Origin of the sequence: Variovorax sp. E3, from assembly GCF_016082275.1 — a bacterium.
GTDB lineage: Bacteria > Pseudomonadota > Gammaproteobacteria > Burkholderiales > Burkholderiaceae_C > Variovorax.
The window spans coordinates 1-15,047 of the sequence record NZ_MOWM01000041.1; the positions used below are offsets into that span (position 1 = coordinate 1).

Below are 15,047 nucleotides of genomic sequence, written 5' to 3' on the forward strand. Positions count from 1 at the left end.
CCGGCACGGCGCTGGGCGAGGGCGGCCGTGGCCTCTCCGGCGGCGAGGCCGTGCGGCTCGCGCTGGCCCGCGTCGCGGTGCATCCGCATGCCGACCTGCTGCTGGTCGACGAGCCGACTGCCCACCTCGATTCCGAAACGGCCACGCGCGTGATCGACGCGCTGGTCGAACTGGCGCGCGGCAAGACGCTGATCGTCGCCACGCACGACCCCGTGCTCGCGGCGCGCATGGGCCGTGTCGTGAGCCTCGGCGGCGAAGCGATGGAGAAGGCCGCATGAACCGCACCCCGCAATGGCACGAACTGCGCCTCGTGCTGCGCCCCTTCTTCGCGGAGCAACCGCGCGCGCTGCTGCTCGGCGGGCTGCTCGCCGCCGTCACCGTGCTCGCGGGCATGGCGCTGCTCGGCCTCTCGGGCTGGTTCATCACCGCGACCGCGCTGGCCGGGCTGCACGCGGCCACGGCTTTCACCTTCGATGTGTTCATGCCCTCGGCCGGCATCCGCCTGCTGGCGCTGGGCCGCACGGCGTCGCGCTATGGCGAACGGCTCGTCACGCACGACGCGACCTTTGCCGTGCTCGCGGCGCTGCGCGTGCGGCTGTTCCGCGGCTGGGCCCGGCCCGAGGCGGCGCGTGCGCTGCTGATGCGCCCGGCGCGGTTGCTGTTCCGCCTCACGTCCGACATCGACGCGCTGGAGTCGCTCTACCTGCGCCTGCTGGTGCCCGCTGCCGCCGCGTTGGGCGCGGCGCTGCTGGCGGGCGTGGTGCTCGGCTTCATGCACATCGGCATGGGCGTGGCGTTGATGTCGTGGCTCGTGGTCGTCGGCTGGGGCATCGCGTTCGTCGTGGCACGGCGTGCGCGCCGGCCGGCCGTGCAACGCGCGCATGCCATCGAGGCATTGAGGGCGCGCGCCGTCGACCTGGTGGCAGGGCAGACCGACTTGGTGATGGCGGGGCGCATCGACGCGCAGCGCGATGCGCTCATGGCCACCGACGCGCAACTCGCCAAGGCCGACCTCGCGTTGAATCGGCTCGAAGCCGCCTCCGGTTTCGCCTATGGCAGCGCGGGCACGTTGACGCTCGTGGGCGTGCTGCTCGCAGTCGGCGCGTTGGTCGGCGAGGGCGCGATCGGCGCGCCGGCGGCCGCACTGGCCCTGTTGGTGGCGCTCACGGCCACCGAGCCTTTCGCTGCGGTGCGCCGTGGCGCGCTCGATGCGGGGCGCACGTGGCTGGCGGTCCGCCGTCTCGCGCCGCGCATGGCATCGGACGAAAGCATGACCGTCGCGAAGGCAGAAGACGATGCATCTCTCGCGCTGCAATTGAAGAACATCACGGTCACGCACCCCGGCAGTCATGCACAAGTCCTGAGCGATGTGTCGCTGACCCTGCGCACCGGCGAACGCGTCGCGCTGGTCGGCGCGAGCGGCGCAGGCAAGTCCACGTTGCTTGCCGCCGTCGCCGCCGAAATCACGCCGCTAGCCGGCCGCATCAGCGCACAGCCCGCCTGCCTGCTGACCCAACGCACCGAACTCTTCCAGGACACCCTGCGCGACAACCTCCGCCTGGCCGACCCCGCCGCCACCGACGCGCGCCTGTGGTCCGTGCTGCAAGCCGCGGGCCTGGACGCCGACGTGCGCGCGCTGTCCACCGGCCTGGACACCCGCCTCGGCGAAGGCGGGCTCGGCCTCTCGGGCGGCCAGTCGCGCCGGCTCGCACTGGCCCGCCTGCTGCTGCGCCCCGTGCCGCTCTGGCTGCTCGATGAACCCACCGAAGCGCTCGATGCGGCCGTCGCGCACGACGTGCTGCAGCGCCTTGCGCAACACGCCGGCCCGCGCACCTTGCTGATTGCCACGCACCTGCGCCGCGAAGCCGCGCTGGCCGACCGCCTCGTGTGCATGCGGCACGGCCGCATCGTTGCCGACGTACGGCGCGGAACCGATGCCTTCGACGCCGCGCTGCGCGGCCTGCGCCCGGATTGATACCAGGAAAAGAAACAGGGAACACAAAGGAAGAACCCCATGGACCTCGACATCGTTGCGCTATCGCGCCTGCAGTTCGCCGTCACGGCGCTGTATCACTTCCTGTTCGTGCCGCTCACGCTCGGGCTCTCGATCATCATCGCCATCATGGAGACGGTCTACGTGATGACCGGCCGCGTGATCTGGCGCGACATGACGAAATTCTGGGGCGTGCTGTTCGGCATCAACTTCGCGATGGGCGTGGCTACCGGCATCGTGATGGAGTTCCAGTTCGGCATGAACTGGAGCTACTACAGCCACTACGTGGGCGACATCTTCGGCGCGCCGCTGGCCATCGAGGGGCTCATGGCCTTCTTCATGGAGGCGACCTTCGTCGGGCTGTTCTTCTTCGGCTGGGACAAGCTCTCGAAGGTGGGCCACCTGACCGCCACGTGGGCGGTGGCCATCGGCTCCAACTTCTCGGCGCTGTGGATTCTCATTGCCAACGGCTGGATGCAGAACCCAGTGGGAGCGGCCTTCAACCCGCAGACCATGCGCATGGAAGTGACCGACTTCGCCGCGGTGCTGACCAACCCGGTGGCGCAGGCCAAGTTCGTGCACACCGTGTCGGCGGGGTATGTGTGCGCGGCCGTGTTCGTGCTGGGCGTGTCCGCGTGGTACCTGCTCAAGGGCCGTCACCTGGAACTGGCCAAGCGCTCGATGACCGTCGCGGCCTCGTTCGGCCTGGCCGCCGCGTTGTCGGTGGCGGTGCTCGGCGACGAGAGCGGCTACCTCTCGGGCGAACACCAGAAGATGAAGCTGGCCGCCATCGAGGCCATGTGGGAGACGCAGCCCGCGCCCGCCGCCTTCACCGTCGTCGGCTTCCCCGACCAGCAGGCGCGCGAGACGCACTACGCCATCCACATTCCGGCGGTGATGGGGCTGATCGGCACGCGCTCGCTCAACACCGTGATGCCCGGCATCGACGAACTCGTCAAGCGCGCCGAGGCCCGCATCCGCGAAGGCCTGAAGGCCTACGACGCGCTGCAGAAGATCCGCGAGGCCGGCGGCACCGGCAAGGTCACGCAGGGGGTGCGCGGAGACTTCGAGGACAACGGCATCAACATGGGCTATGCGCTGCTGCTCAAGCGCTACGTGGACGACCCGCGCACCGCCACCGACGAGCAGATCAGCAAGGCCGCATGGGACACCGTGCCGCAGGTGGCGCCGCTGTTCTGGCTGTTTCGCGTGATGGTGGGCATCGGCATGCTGCTGATCGTGCTGACCGGCACCTTCTTCGTGCTGTCGGCGCGCCGCAAGCTGGACAGCTACCGCTGGCTGCTGAAGGTCGCGGTGTTCGCGATCCCGCTGCCGTGGATCGCCATCGAGTCGGGCTGGCTGGTGGCGGAGTTCGGCCGCCAGCCGTGGGTGATCGAAGGCGTGCTGCCCACCGCGGTGGCCGTGTCGAACCTGGGCGTGAAGACGCTGCTGCTCACGCTCGCGGGCTTCATCGCGATCTACACCGCGCTGCTCGTCATCGAGATGAAGCTGATGCTCAAGGCCATCCGCAAGGGGCCGCAGGCGGAGCATGCGCCCGATGAGGGCGACACGCTCTCGCACGTTCCGCCGGCGCACGCGAGCGCCACTGTTGCAACCACCGGGAGCGCCGCATGATCCTCCACACACTCCTCGACTACGACACCTTGCGCTTCATCTGGTGGCTGCTGATCGGCGTGCTGCTGGTGGGCTTCGCCGTGACCGACGGCTTCGACCTGGGCAGCGGCATGCTGCTGCCTTTCGCGGCGCGCAACGACATCGAGCGCCGCGTGGTCATCAACAGCGTGGGCCCGGTGTGGGAAGGCAACCAGGTGTGGCTGATCCTTGGCGGCGGCGCGATCTTCGCGGCGTGGCCGCAGCTGTACGCGGTGTCGTTCTCGGGCTTCTACCTGGCGATGTTCGTGATTCTCACGGCGCTGATCCTGCGGCCCGTGGCCTTCAAGTTCCGCAGCAAGCGCGAGTCGCCGCAGTGGCGCGCGCGCTGGGACTGGGTGCTGTTCTTCAGCGGCTTCGTGCCCGCGCTGATCTGCGGCGTGGCCGTGGGCAACGTGCTGCAGGGCGTGCCGTTCCGCTTCAACGCCGACATGCACATCTTCTACGACGGCGGCTTCTTCGGCCTGCTGAATCCGTTCGCCATTCTGTGCGGGCTGGTGTCGGTGGCCATGCTGGTGATGCACGGCGCGGCCTGGCTGCTGCTGAAGACGGCGGGCCCAGTTGCCGAACGCGCGCGCACCTATGGCATGGTCGCCGCGGTGCTGACCATCGCGCTGTATGCGCTGGCCGGCGTGCTGCTGGCCACCAGCATCGGCGGCTATCGCATCAGCAGCGTGGTCGATGCGGTGGGACCGTCGAACCCGATGCTCAAGACGGTCGAGCTGCACGCGGGCGCATGGACGGCCAACTACGCCGCGCACTCGTGGACGCTGGCCGCGCCGGTTGCCGGCTTCGTCGGCGCGCTGGGCGCGTTGCTCGGGCTCGCGTTGCGCAAGCCGGTGCTGGCGCTGCTGACGGCGGCGCTGGGCATTGCCGGCATCATCCTGAGCGTGGGGGCGTCGATGTTCCCGTTCATCCTGCCGTCGTCGATCGACCCGCGCGCCAGCCTCACGGTGTGGGACTCGTCGTCGAGCCACCTCACGCTGTTCATCATGCTGGTGGTCACGGCCTTCTTCATTCCCATCATCGTGGCCTACACCAGCTGGGTCTACCACGTGCTGTGGGGCAAGGTCGACGAACAAGCGATCCGCGACGAGAGCGGACACGCGTACTGAACCGAACGGAGGAAAAAAAGATGTGGTACTTCGCCTGGATCCTCGGCCTGCCGCTGGCCGCCGCCTTTGCCGTGCTCAATGCCATGTGGTACGAGCTGATGGACGACGACGCCGTGCGCAAGGCCAAGCTCGAAACGCCCGAGCCCGCGGGAGGGCAGGAGCGGCTCTGAGCCTTGGGCTCTGAGCCTTGGGCTTGGAGCGCGGGGCCCCGGGGCAGGGCCCGTGCGCTCAGGCCTCAGGCCTTTTTCTTCGACGCTCCGCCGCCGGTGATGCGGTCCTTGAGCGTCAGCACTTTCGTCACGGTCGCGCCCATCCCCATGAGCTTCATGGCGGTCTCGGGCGCGAGACGCTGCACGTCGTCGAACCATTTCATGAGCCGGTCGATCAGGTCGTGCATTTCGCGCATTCGCTCCTGCGCGTGACGCTCGGCGTCGCTCGTGGGTGATTCGAGCAGGGCGTTGCGCAGCATCGAGAGCGTGGGCTCGATCTCGCGGCGGCGCCGCTCTTCGGCCAGCACCCGAAAAATCTCCCACACGTCCGAGGGCGCCTCGAAGTATTCGCGCCGGTCGCCCGCGTGGTGCCGCAGGTGCACCAGCCGCCAGGCCTGCAGTTCCTTCAGGCCCATGCTGACGTTGGAGCGCGAGAACTCGAGCAGCTCGGCGATCTCGTCGGCATTGAGCGCGCGCTCCGACAGAAATATCAGCGCGTAGATCTGCCCGACGGTGCGGTTGATGCCCCATTTGCTGCCCATTTCGCCGAAGTGGGCGACGAACTGGCGGTTGAGGGGCGGGAGGTCTGAAGAGGTGGCCATGCGGCGGATTGTCGCGCGGGCGTTGTTGTAGTTCCAGAAGTTTCCGAAAACTCCGCAGCGAATACGTGATTCGGCTTTGGCGCGGAATAACCAATTCAGGTGATGGCTAAGATACAAATAGTTAACAAAAATGAACATTACCTGACCATGTGCACGTTTGTGGTGCGCAAAGTTGTAACTCTCAAGGCTTCCGGAATGAATAAAACCCATCGCAGTTTGTGGAATCCAGCGCTTGGCGCCTGGGTCGCCGTTTCGGAGACGCCCGCGCACGCGGCAAGAAGAGCCACAGGACGGTGGCGTTGGCGGTGGGGGCGGCGTCGCTGCTGGGCATGGCCGGTGCTTCATGGGCGGGCGGCGACGGCGGCGGCGGCGGCGGACTTTTCGTGCCCGGGTACGGCGCGGGTCACACCGTCGGCAACAGCGTGATCGGCGTGGGGGGAGACGGTGGTCGGGGGCCCTCTTCCGGTCCGGGCGGTGCGGGCGGCGCGTCGGCGCGACGGGGCGAACGGTTTTTCGAACAATCCGATAGACGGCAGCGGTGGCGGCGGGGGCGGTTCGGCGTTCGTGAGCGGTGCTTCGGTGAGTACGGCGATCAAGGCTGGCAATGGTGGCAGCGGTGGCGGCGCGTGATGGGAGCCGGCGGCGGCGGCGGCGGCGCGGGCGGTGGTGCCGTGATCGCCAACGCCAGCTTTTCCGTCGATGCCGGCGGTTCGTTGACCGGCGGCACCGGTGGCAACGGCGGCAATGCCGGCCCCGTCCAGGGCAGCGGTGCGGGCGGCGGCGGCGGCGCGGTGTGCTGGTGCCGGTCGGCGTCGCGGTGACGATCACCAACGGCGGCACCATTGCCGGCGGCAACGGCGGAACCGGCGTGACAGTCACGAATATGGCTCCTCTTGGCGGCATGGGCGGCAACGGCGAAGGCGGGGCCCTCGGTGGCACCGCACTCGGCGTTCCCGCTCAAGGCGGTGCCGGCATCGTCGGCGGCGGCCTCACCATCATCAACACCGGCACCATCTCCGGCGGGCTGGCGGGCGACGGCATCACGCGGGCCCATTCGCTCGACCTGGCCGGCGGCGGCAACACGGTCACGCTCGGGGCAGGCTCGGTGCTCAATGGCAGCGCGGTCGCGCAAGGCAGCGGCAATACGCTGAACCTGCAGGGCACGAACACCGAGGACGACGACTTTCGGGGCTTCTCCGCCATCAATGTGGCGAGCGGCGCCAAATGGACCCTGTCGGGCGCGTTCGTGCCCGCGGGCAACCTCGCCATCGACGTGGGCGGCAAGATGTCCCCGTCGGCGGAGCTGACGATGAACGGCGTCATCTCCGGCGCCGGCGCCCTCAGCATGGACGGCAGCGGCAGGCTGACCCTTGGCGCCAGCAACACCTACACCGGCGGCACGTCGATCAACGGTGGCACCCTGAACGCCGCGGTCAGCGGCGCGCTGGGCACCGGTGCGGTGTCGGTGGCGGCCAGTGCAGGGCTGCTGTTCACCGGCAACGCGGATGCCGGCAGCCTGAGCATCTCCGCCGCCGCGGGCAGCACAGGCGTCAACGGCGGGTTCATCCAGTTCGCGGACAACAGCTCCGCCGGCAGCGCCACGCTGACCACGCAAAAGCAGGGCTCCATCGATTTCCGGGGCAACGCCACGGCCAGCAACGCCGTCATCGAGAACCGTGGTGGCGAAACCACCATCTGGTTCAACGCCAATGCTGGCAAGGCAACGATCACCAACTTCGCAGGCGGCCAGACGAACTTCCTGGACGACGGCGCAGCGGCCCAGGCCAGGTTGATCAACGAGACGGGCGGGCTCGTCGAGTTCTTCGACCGTGCCACCGCCGACCAGGCCACGGTGGTGAACAAGGCGGGGGGCCTTGTGCGCATCAGCAAGATGACCACGCCGGGCATCTCCATCGGTTCGCTCGAAGGCGCTGGCAACGTGATCCTCGGCAACAAGGCGCTGACGACCGGCGGCCTCAACACCAGCACGGAAATCTCCGGCGTCATCTCTGGCGCGGGCGGCTCGATCGTCAAGGTCGGCACCGGCACGCTGACGCTCTCGGGCGTCAACACCTACACGGGCGGCACGTCGATCAACGACGGCACCGTGAACGCCGCGGTCAGCGGTGCGCTGGGCACCGGCGCCGTGGCCGTGAGCGCGGGCGGCACCCTGCGCTTCAACGGTACCGCCGACGCGGGCAACCTGCACATCACCCTGGCCGCGCCCGTCGGTCCTCCGGTCGCCATCAGCAACGTCGAGTTCAATACCAGGAGTTCGGCGGGCAACGCCACCTTCGTCGCGAACACCTATTCCAGCGTGATGTTCAATCACGACTCGACCGCGGGCAACGCCGTCTTCGAGAACCGCGGTGGCGACACCACGTTCGTGTTCAATTCCACGGCCGGCAATGCGCGCATCACCAACTTCGCGGACGGCGCGGTCTACCTGTGGGACTTCGCCTCGGCCGGCCACGCCATCATCACCAACGAGGCCGGCGGCAAGATCGACATGAACTACCGCTCCACGGCCGATCAGGCCACCATCGTGAACAAGGCGGGGGGCGAGGTCCACATCAGCAGGCTGCTGGCGGACGGCACGGCGATCGGTTCGCTCGAAGGCGCAGGCAAGGTGCTCCTCGGCGCGAAGGCGCTGACCACGGGCGGGCTGAACACCAGCACGGAAGTCTCCGGCGTCATCTCCGGCGTGGGCGGCTCGCTGGTGAAGGTCGGCACCGGCGCGTTGACGCTCTCGGGCGCCAATACCTACACGGGCGGCACCGCGCTGCGCCAGGGGCGCCTGAACGTGGGCCACAACCAGGCACTGGGCACTGGCGCGCTGTCGATGGACGACGACACCACGCTGGGCTTCAGCGCGGACGGCCTGACCATCGCCAACGCGATCAAGCTGACCGGCCAGCTCGATCCGGTCATCGACACGGGCGCGTTCTCGGGCACGCTGAGCGGCGCGATCACCGGCGGCGGCTTCATCACCAAGCAGGGCACCGGCACGCTGACGCTGTCGGGCGCCAACACCTACACGGGCGCGACGAGCGTGGCGCAGGGCACCTTGAAGGCCGGCGCGGTCAACACCTTCAGCGCCGCTTCGGCGCACAGCGTGGCGGCTGGCGCAACGCTCGACCTGGCCGGCTTCAACCAGGCGGTCGCCTCGCTGGCCAACAGCGGCACCGTTTCGCTGCTGAGCCAAGCGGCCGGCACCACGCTGACCGTGAACGGCAACTACGTGGGCAACAATGGCGTGCTCAAGCTGGGCACCGCGCTCAACGGCGCGGGGCCATCAGACCGGCTGGTGATCAACGGCGGCACTGCCAGCGGCAAGACCAGCGTGCAGATCGCCAACGTCGGCGGCCTGGGTGCGCTGACAAGCGGCAACGGCATCGAGGTCGTCACCGCGCAGAACGGCGCGAAGACCACGGCGCAGACGACCAAGGACGCGTTCTCGCTCGCGGGCGGCCACGTGGATGCCGGCGCCTACGAGTACCGGCTGTACGCCGCCGACGCCGGCGGCGCGGGCGAGAACTGGTATTTGCGCTCCAGCATCAACGCGGTCACGCCGGGCAACCCTGCCGGTGTTCCGGTGATCACCTACCGCCCGGAAGCCTCGCTCTATGCGGCGCTGCCGAGCCAACTGCGCCAGGGCAACCTCGCGATGCTGGGCGATGTGCGCAAGCGCGTGGGCGACGACGATGTGAAGGGCGCCGCCACCACGCCGACCGGCTCCGACCGCCGTGCCTGGGCGCGCGTGCTCTCCACCGACATCGACATCCAGCAGGGCGGTGCGGTATCGCCGAAGAGCAAGGGCCGGCTGACCGGCTTCCAGGCCGGCACCGACCTGCTGGCCACGCCGAACTGGCGCGCCGGCATCTACGTCGGCCAGCTCGACGGCGACGCGCGCGTGAACGGTTTTGCCAGCGGTATCCAGAACCTCGGCGTGGGCCGCAACGACTTGCGCAGCCAGTACGTGGGCGTGTACGGCACCTACACCAACGACAGCGGCTTCTACGCCGATGCCGTGGTGCAGTCGGGCCGCCACCGCTACACGGTCGAGCCGAACCTGAGCGCCGGCGTCGCGGGCAAGGGCAACAGCCTGCTGGGCTCGATCGAAGTCGGCCAGGCCTTCCCGCTGGGCGGCAGCGGCTGGACCATCGAGCCGCAGCTGCAGCTGATCCACCAGCACATGGACCTGAGCAACTCGGCCATCGTCGGCGCCATCGCGCAGCCGCAGGCCGACAGCGGTTGGATCGCGCGCGCGGGCGTGCGAGTCAAGGGACAAGTCGACACCGGCATGGGCACGCTGCAGCCGTACGGCCGCTTCAACGTCTACAAGACCTCGAGCGGCGCGGACATCGCGCGCTTCGTGAACGGCGCAACGACCACCGACATCGCGGCCCCCACCGGCAGCACGAGCACCGAACTCGCGGGCGGCTTCACGCTGGCCCTGAGCCAGTCGACCAGCCTCTACGGCGAAATCGGCAAGCTGTGGTCGTCGGGCGGCGACGCCAAGGTCAAGAGCGGCATCAACGGCTCGCTCGGCGTGCGCGTGAAGTGGTAGCCGCCCCAGGCCGGGCCTACTCGTCGGTGCCCGTTTCGCGGCGCCGGCGGTAGGAGCCCGGCGCGCCGCCCGTCCAGGCCTTGAACGCGCGCTGGAACGCGGCGCTGTCGGCAAACCCCAGCTCTTCGGCCAGCGCCGCGAGCGGCACCGCGCTCGTGTTGAGCCGCACGATCGCCAGGTCGCGCCGCAGCTGGTCTTTCAGCGACTGGAACGACGTGCCCTCCGTCGCCAGGTGCCGCTGCAGCGTGCTGACCGACATGTGCAGGCCGCTCGCGGTGGTCGCGAGGTCGGCCCATGCCGGCCGGTTCTGCTGCAGCACCGAGCGCACGCGCGCGCTCATGGCCTGTTCCGCGAGGCGCGGCAGGATCACATTGGCCGGCGAGGCCGCCAGGAAGGTGTTCATTTCCTGCATGTCGCGCAGCATCGGCGTGGCGAGCGCGCTGGCGTCGAACCACACGGCCGAGCAGGGCTGGCCGAACTGCAGCGGCCCTGGGAACACCTTGGCGTAGCGTCCGCGTAGGGCGGCAGCTCGAACCCGAAATCGAAGCGCCGCGCCGCCAGCCGGCCGCCGTGCAGCCACGCGAACAGCCGCCAGTACACGCGCAGCATCAGCTCGTGCAGAAAGTTCTGGCGCGCCGCGGCGGTGTCGCTCAATTGCAGCCCGAAGCCCGCCAGCGGGCCTTCGCGCAGCAGCACCAGCGTCAGGTCGTCCTGCAGCAGGCTGAAGGTGTGGGCCACGCGGCGCAGCGCCACCTCGAAGGTGGGCGCGCCCAGCGTGGCGCGCGTCATCAGCGCGAAGCTGCCGCGCTTCAGGCGGCGCGACAGGAAGCTCAGCGCCTCGTCGTCGAGCCGCTCCATCAGCAGCGCGAACAGCGCCACGTACTGCTCGGCCGTGACGCGCGCGCCCGGCGCGTCGAGCAGCGCGGGCGCAATGCCGGCATCTTCCAGCGCCGCGCCGACATCGACCCGCGCGTCCGCGCCCCGGGCACGGATGCCCGAGAGCATGCCCTGGACGAAGGCGATCGGAATGGTGACGGGTGGCTGCAGCATGGCAAGGCGATCAGACCCCAAGCATGCCACCGTGTCGATTGACGTTTTCTGCCATGCGATCGACGCAAAGCGCCATTTCCGGGGCGCAACCGGCTTCCTACGATGCGGCAACACAAGAAAGAGACGGAGACACTCGCCATGTACCTGACCCAGGCCCTGCACCGCGCCGTGCAGCAGCACCCCGACAAGGTGGCCGTGCGCTTTGCCGGCCGCACCCGCAGCTTTCGCGACTACACCGGGCGGGTGGCCCGCCTGGCGGGCGCGCTGCAAAGGCTCGGCATGCAGGCGGGCGACCGGGTGGCCATGCTGTCGCTCAACTCAGACCGCTACCTTGAATACCAGATGGCCGTGCCCTGGGGCGGCGGCGTGCTCAACCCCTGCAACATCCGCTGGTCGGCCGCGGAAATCCTGTATTCGCTGGAAGACTCGGGCTCCACCATCCTGCTGGTCGACGAGACCTTTCGGGCCCTGGTCGAGCAGATGCGCGGCCAGGCCACCACGCTGCGCGAGGTGATCTACTGCGGCGACGACGCGCTGCCCGCCGGCATGCTCGGCTACGAGGCGCTGCTCGACGCCGCCGCGCCGGTGCCCGACGCCGCGCGCCGCGACGAAGACCTGGCCGGCATCTTCTACACCGGCGGCACCACCGGGTTTCCCAAGGGCGTGATGCTGAGCCACACCAACATGTGCAGCTCGGGCTTCGCGGCGCTCGGCGAGGGCCTGGCGCCGCCCGGCAGCTGCTACCTGCACGCCGCGCCCATGTTCCACCTGGCCGACATGGGGCTGGCCACGCCGCACTGGTTCCAGGGCAGCACCCACGCGATCGTGCCCGCGTTCAGCCCCGAGGCCGTGCTCAACGCCATCGCCAACGACCGCGTGACGCACGCGCTGCTGGTGCCCACCATGATCCAGATGCTGGTCGACCACCCCGCCATGCGCGAGCCGCGCGACCTGAGCAGCCTGCGGTGCATCACCTACGGCGCGTCGCCGATTTCCGAGGCGGTGCTCAACCGCGCGATGGCGGCGTTCCCGGGCGTCGAGTTCGCGCAGGCCTACGGCATGACCGAGCTGTCGCCCATTGCCACCATCAACCCGCCGTGCAACCACACGGCCGAAGGGCGCAAGCGCGGCAAGCTGCGCTCGGCCGGGCGCGCGAGCTACTGCATGGAAGTGCGCATCGTCGATGCCGACGGCACCGAGGTGCCGCGCGGCACCGTGGGCGAAGTGGCCGTGCGCGGCCCCAACGTGATGCAGGGCTACTGGAACAAGCCCGAGCAGACGGCCGCCGCCGTGCGCGACGGCTGGATGCACACCGGCGACGGCGCCTACATGGACGACGACGGCTACATCTTCGTGGTCGACCGCCTGAAGGACATGATCATCAGCGGCGGCGAGAACATCTATTCGGCCGAGGTCGAGAACGCCATCAACCAGCACCCCGCCGTGGCGGCCTGCGCGGTCATCGGCATTCCGAGCGACGAGTGGGGCGAGGCCGTGCATGCGGCGCTGGTGCTGAAGCCGGGGCAGGGCATTCGCCCCGAAGAACTGATTGCCCATTGCAAGACATTGATCGCCGGCTACAAGTGCCCGCGCAGCGTGGCCGTGCTCGACGCGCTGCCGCTGTCGGGCGCCGGCAAGGTGCTCAAGACCAGGCTGCGCGAACCCTTCTGGCAGGGTCGGCAGCGCAGCGTGGCCTGAGCCTTCTTTTTTCCTCTTCTTTCCATCCATTTCCAGGAGCACTTCATGAGTCAAGACGTCCACGTGGTCGGGGTCGGCATGATCCCCTTCACCAAGCCCGGCGCGAACCAGCCGTACCCCCAGATGGCCGCGCACGCCACCAACGCCGCGCTGAAAGACGCGGGCATCGGCTACGAGCTGGTGCAGCAGGCCTACGTGGGCTATGTGTACGGCGACTCCACCGCCGGCCAGCGCGCGCTGTACGAAGTGGGCATGACGGGCATTCCGGTGGTCAACGTCAACAACAACTGCTCGACCGGCTCGACCGCGCTGTTCCTCGCGCGCCAGGCCGTGGCCAGCGGCGCCGCTGACTGCGTGCTGGCGCTGGGCTTCGAGCACATGAGCCCCGGCGCGCTCGGCGCGGTGTTCAACGACCGGCCCAGCCCCTTCGACCACTTCGAGCGCATCACCGACGAGCTGGTCGGCAACGAGCAGGTGCCGCTCGCGCTGCGCTACTTCGGCGGCGCGGGCCTGGCGCACATGCAGCAGTACGGCACGCAGATGTCGACCTTCGCGAAGATCCGCGCCAAGGCCAGCCGCCATGCGTCGAACAACCCGGTGGCGCTGTTTCGTACTGTCGTCACCGAAGACGAGGTGATGGCCGCCCCCGTCATGTGGCCCGGCGTGATGACCCGCCTCATGGCCTGCCCGCCCACCTGCGGCGCGGCGGCGGCCATCGTGTGCTCGGCGCGATTTGCCGAACGCCACGGGCTGACCGTGGCGTGCGCATCAAGGCGCAGGCCATGACCACCGACCGGCCCATCACCTTCGAGAGCCGCGACATGCGCGAGGTGGTCGGCTTCAGCATGGCGCAGGAGGCCGCGCAGAAGGTGTACGACGCGGCCGGCGTCGGCCCGCAGGACATCGACGTGGTCGAGCTGCACGACTGCTTCGCGCACAACGAGCTCATCAGCTACGAAGCGCTGGGCCTGTGCCCGGTGGGCGGCGCCGAGAAGTTCGTGGTCGACGGCGACAACACCTACGGCGGCAAGGTCGTCACCAACCCGTCGGGCGGGCTGCTGTCGAAGGGGCACCCGCTGGGCGCCACCGGGCTGGCGCAATGCACCGAGCTGGTCCAGCAACTGCGCGGCACGGCGGACAAGCGGCAAGTGGAGGGCGCGCGGCTCGCGCTGCAGCACAACCTCGGCCTGGGCGGCGCGTGCGTGGTCACGCTCTACGAACGCGTGTGAAGGCTGCGCGATGATCGACAGGAAATGGATCGGCCACGAGCTGCCGCCCTCCGTGCTGCCCATTGAGCGCACCCGCCTGCGCTTCTTCGCCAAGGCCATCGGCGAGACCAACCCCGTGTACACCGACGAGGCCGCCGCGCGCAATGCCGGCTACCCCGACCTGCCCGCGCCGCCGACCTTTCTGTTCGCGGCCGAGCTCGACTCGGGCGCGTCCGACAGGCTGCTGAGCGACCTGCAGATTCCGCTGTCGAAGCTGCTGCACGGCGAGCAGAGCTTCAGCTACCACCGGCCGGCCTGCGTGGGCGACACCGTCACCGTGCGCTCGGTCATCACCGACATCTACGACAAGAAGAACGGCGCGCTCGAGTTCGTCGTCAAGACCTCGCGCGCCACCAACCAGCGCGGCGAACTGGTCGCCGAGCTGCGCGCGGTCATCGTCTGCCGCCACTGAAGGAGCCGCGCATTGACCTCTCTCACCTATGACGCCGTGAACATCGGCGACGAACTGCCTGCGCTGCAGCTGCCGCCCGTGAACCGCAGCACGCTCGCGCTGTTCGCGGGCGCGTCGGGCGACCACAACCCGATCCACATCGACACCGACTTCGCGCGCAAGGCCGGCATGCCCGATGTGTTCGCGCAGGGCATGCTGGGCATGGCCTGGCTGGCCCGGCTGCTCACGCAGTGGGCGCCGCAGTCGCAACTGCGCCGCTTCGACGTGCGCTTCCAGGGCATCACGCACCTGGGCCACGCGGTGCGCTGCAGCGGCCGCGTGGTCGAAAAGCTCGAGCACAACGGCGAGCGCTGCGTGCGCGTCGAGGTGCTCAGCGCCAACCAGTACGGGCAGACGCGCATCGCCGGCGAAGCGCTGGTGGCGCTGCGCTGACGACAACACACACTCAGAACGAAAGCA

Annotated in this window: 13 protein-coding genes and 2 pseudogenes; 12 read left to right on the plus strand and 3 right to left on the minus strand. The window is 69.1% G+C overall.

The genetic code is table 11. The annotated features are described in order from the left end of the window. The 5 genes from BMG07_RS16365 to cydX all read left to right on the plus strand — a co-directional run. Window positions 1-278, plus strand: a 278-nt coding sequence (locus BMG07_RS16365; RefSeq protein WP_198085465.1) for an AAA family ATPase, incomplete at its 5' end; no start/stop codon positions are given. Beyond that, window positions 275-1,975, plus strand: coding sequence for an amino acid ABC transporter ATP-binding/permease protein (locus tag BMG07_RS16370; RefSeq protein WP_198085466.1), 1,701 nt, complete (start codon window positions 275-277; stop codon window positions 1,973-1,975). The genes BMG07_RS16365 and BMG07_RS16370, both read left to right, overlap by 4 nt. Before the next feature lie 39 nt (window positions 1,976-2,014). After that, on the plus strand, window positions 2,015-3,628 hold the full coding sequence (locus BMG07_RS16375) for a cytochrome ubiquinol oxidase subunit I (protein WP_198085467.1): 1,614 nt from the start codon (window positions 2,015-2,017) through the stop codon (window positions 3,626-3,628). Further along, entirely contained in the window at window positions 3,625-4,779 is a 1,155-nt protein-coding gene (gene cydB, locus BMG07_RS16380; RefSeq protein ID WP_198085468.1) for a cytochrome d ubiquinol oxidase subunit II, read from the plus strand. Before BMG07_RS16375 ends, cydB begins: the two co-directional genes overlap by 4 nt. A 20-nt stretch (window positions 4,780-4,799) precedes the next feature. Continuing rightward, the gene (gene cydX / locus BMG07_RS16385; protein ID WP_116909794.1) at window positions 4,800-4,949 is read left to right on the plus strand and encodes a cytochrome bd-I oxidase subunit CydX; all 150 of its coding nucleotides are present in this window, start codon (window positions 4,800-4,802) and stop codon (window positions 4,947-4,949) included. Between the two features lie 65 nt (window positions 4,950-5,014). Here the strand turns inward: cydX and BMG07_RS16390 are convergent, their stop codons facing one another. Beyond that, window positions 5,015-5,590, minus strand: coding sequence for a GbsR/MarR family transcriptional regulator (locus BMG07_RS16390; protein WP_198085469.1), 576 nt, complete (start codon window positions 5,588-5,590; stop codon window positions 5,015-5,017). A gap of 195 nt (window positions 5,591-5,785) precedes the next feature. On the opposite strand from BMG07_RS16390, the pseudogene BMG07_RS44920 reads away from it, so the two are divergent. The 3 genes and pseudogenes from BMG07_RS44920 to BMG07_RS16405 form a co-directional block, all read left to right on the plus strand. Continuing rightward, window positions 5,786-5,839: pseudogene (locus BMG07_RS44920) on the plus strand (ESPR-type extended signal peptide-containing protein); the annotation flags it as partial. Window positions 5,840-5,883: 44 nt separating this feature from the next. Continuing rightward, entirely contained in the window at window positions 5,884-6,411 is a 528-nt protein-coding gene (locus BMG07_RS42270; protein WP_269759052.1) for a hypothetical protein, read from the plus strand. After that, window positions 6,384-10,160: an autotransporter outer membrane beta-barrel domain-containing protein gene (locus BMG07_RS16405; RefSeq protein WP_307866986.1), complete on the plus strand. Its 3,777-nt coding sequence runs from the start codon at window positions 6,384-6,386 to the stop codon at window positions 10,158-10,160. Before BMG07_RS42270 ends, BMG07_RS16405 begins: the two co-directional genes overlap by 28 nt. Window positions 10,161-10,176: 16 nt before the next feature. Here the strand turns inward: BMG07_RS16405 and BMG07_RS44115 are convergent, their stop codons facing one another. Together BMG07_RS44115 and BMG07_RS44120 are read right to left on the minus strand one after the other, a co-directional pair. After that, window positions 10,177-10,659, minus strand: coding sequence for a helix-turn-helix domain-containing protein (locus tag BMG07_RS44115; protein ID WP_374221289.1), 483 nt, complete (start codon window positions 10,657-10,659; stop codon window positions 10,177-10,179). Then, window positions 10,560-11,210 carry an AraC family transcriptional regulator ligand-binding domain-containing protein gene (locus BMG07_RS44120; RefSeq protein WP_307866988.1) on the minus strand — a complete coding sequence of 217 codons (651 nt, stop codon included), beginning with the start codon at window positions 11,208-11,210 and terminating at the stop codon, window positions 10,560-10,562. The genes BMG07_RS44115 and BMG07_RS44120 overlap by 100 nt, the downstream gene beginning before the upstream one ends. A 138-nt stretch (window positions 11,211-11,348) precedes the next feature. On the opposite strand from BMG07_RS44120, the gene BMG07_RS16415 reads away from it, so the two are divergent. The 4 genes and pseudogenes from BMG07_RS16415 to BMG07_RS16430 all read left to right on the plus strand — a co-directional run bounded on the left by BMG07_RS16415 (window position 11,349) and on the right by BMG07_RS16430 (window position 15,020). Then, entirely contained in the window at window positions 11,349-12,908 is a 1,560-nt protein-coding gene (locus BMG07_RS16415; protein ID WP_198085472.1) for a long-chain-fatty-acid--CoA ligase, read from the plus strand. Between the two features lie 45 nt (window positions 12,909-12,953). Continuing rightward, window positions 12,954-14,137 (plus strand): annotated as a pseudogene (locus tag BMG07_RS16420) (lipid-transfer protein). Between the two features lie 10 nt (window positions 14,138-14,147). Continuing rightward, window positions 14,148-14,588 carry a MaoC family dehydratase N-terminal domain-containing protein gene (locus tag BMG07_RS16425; protein WP_198085473.1) on the plus strand — a complete coding sequence of 147 codons (441 nt, stop codon included), beginning with the start codon at window positions 14,148-14,150 and terminating at the stop codon, window positions 14,586-14,588. Between the two features lie 12 nt (window positions 14,589-14,600). After that, complete coding sequence (locus BMG07_RS16430; protein ID WP_198085474.1) at window positions 14,601-15,020, plus strand: MaoC family dehydratase; 420 nt, start codon at window positions 14,601-14,603, stop codon at window positions 15,018-15,020. Window positions 15,021-15,047: the final 27 nt, after the last annotated feature.

Excerpts from the sequence above, each read along its gene's own strand:
- BMG07_RS16370 (WP_198085466.1), top strand. The coding sequence starts at position 275 with ATGAACCGCACCCCGCAATGGCACGAACTGCGCCTCGTGCTGCGCCCC.
- BMG07_RS16375 (WP_198085467.1), top strand. The coding sequence starts at position 2,015 with ATGGACCTCGACATCGTTGCGCTATCGCGCCTGCAGTTCGCCGTCACG.
- cydB (WP_198085468.1), top strand. The coding sequence starts at position 3,625 with ATGATCCTCCACACACTCCTCGACTACGACACCTTGCGCTTCATCTGG.
- cydX (WP_116909794.1), top strand. The coding sequence starts at position 4,800 with ATGTGGTACTTCGCCTGGATCCTCGGCCTGCCGCTGGCCGCCGCCTTT.
- BMG07_RS16390 (WP_198085469.1), bottom strand. The coding sequence starts at position 5,590 with ATGGCCACCTCTTCAGACCTCCCGCCCCTCAACCGCCAGTTCGTCGCC.
- BMG07_RS44120 (WP_307866988.1), bottom strand. The coding sequence starts at position 11,210 with ATGCTGCAGCCACCCGTCACCATTCCGATCGCCTTCGTCCAGGGCATG.
- BMG07_RS16415 (WP_198085472.1), top strand. The coding sequence starts at position 11,349 with ATGTACCTGACCCAGGCCCTGCACCGCGCCGTGCAGCAGCACCCCGAC.
- BMG07_RS16425 (WP_198085473.1), top strand. The coding sequence starts at position 14,148 with ATGATCGACAGGAAATGGATCGGCCACGAGCTGCCGCCCTCCGTGCTG.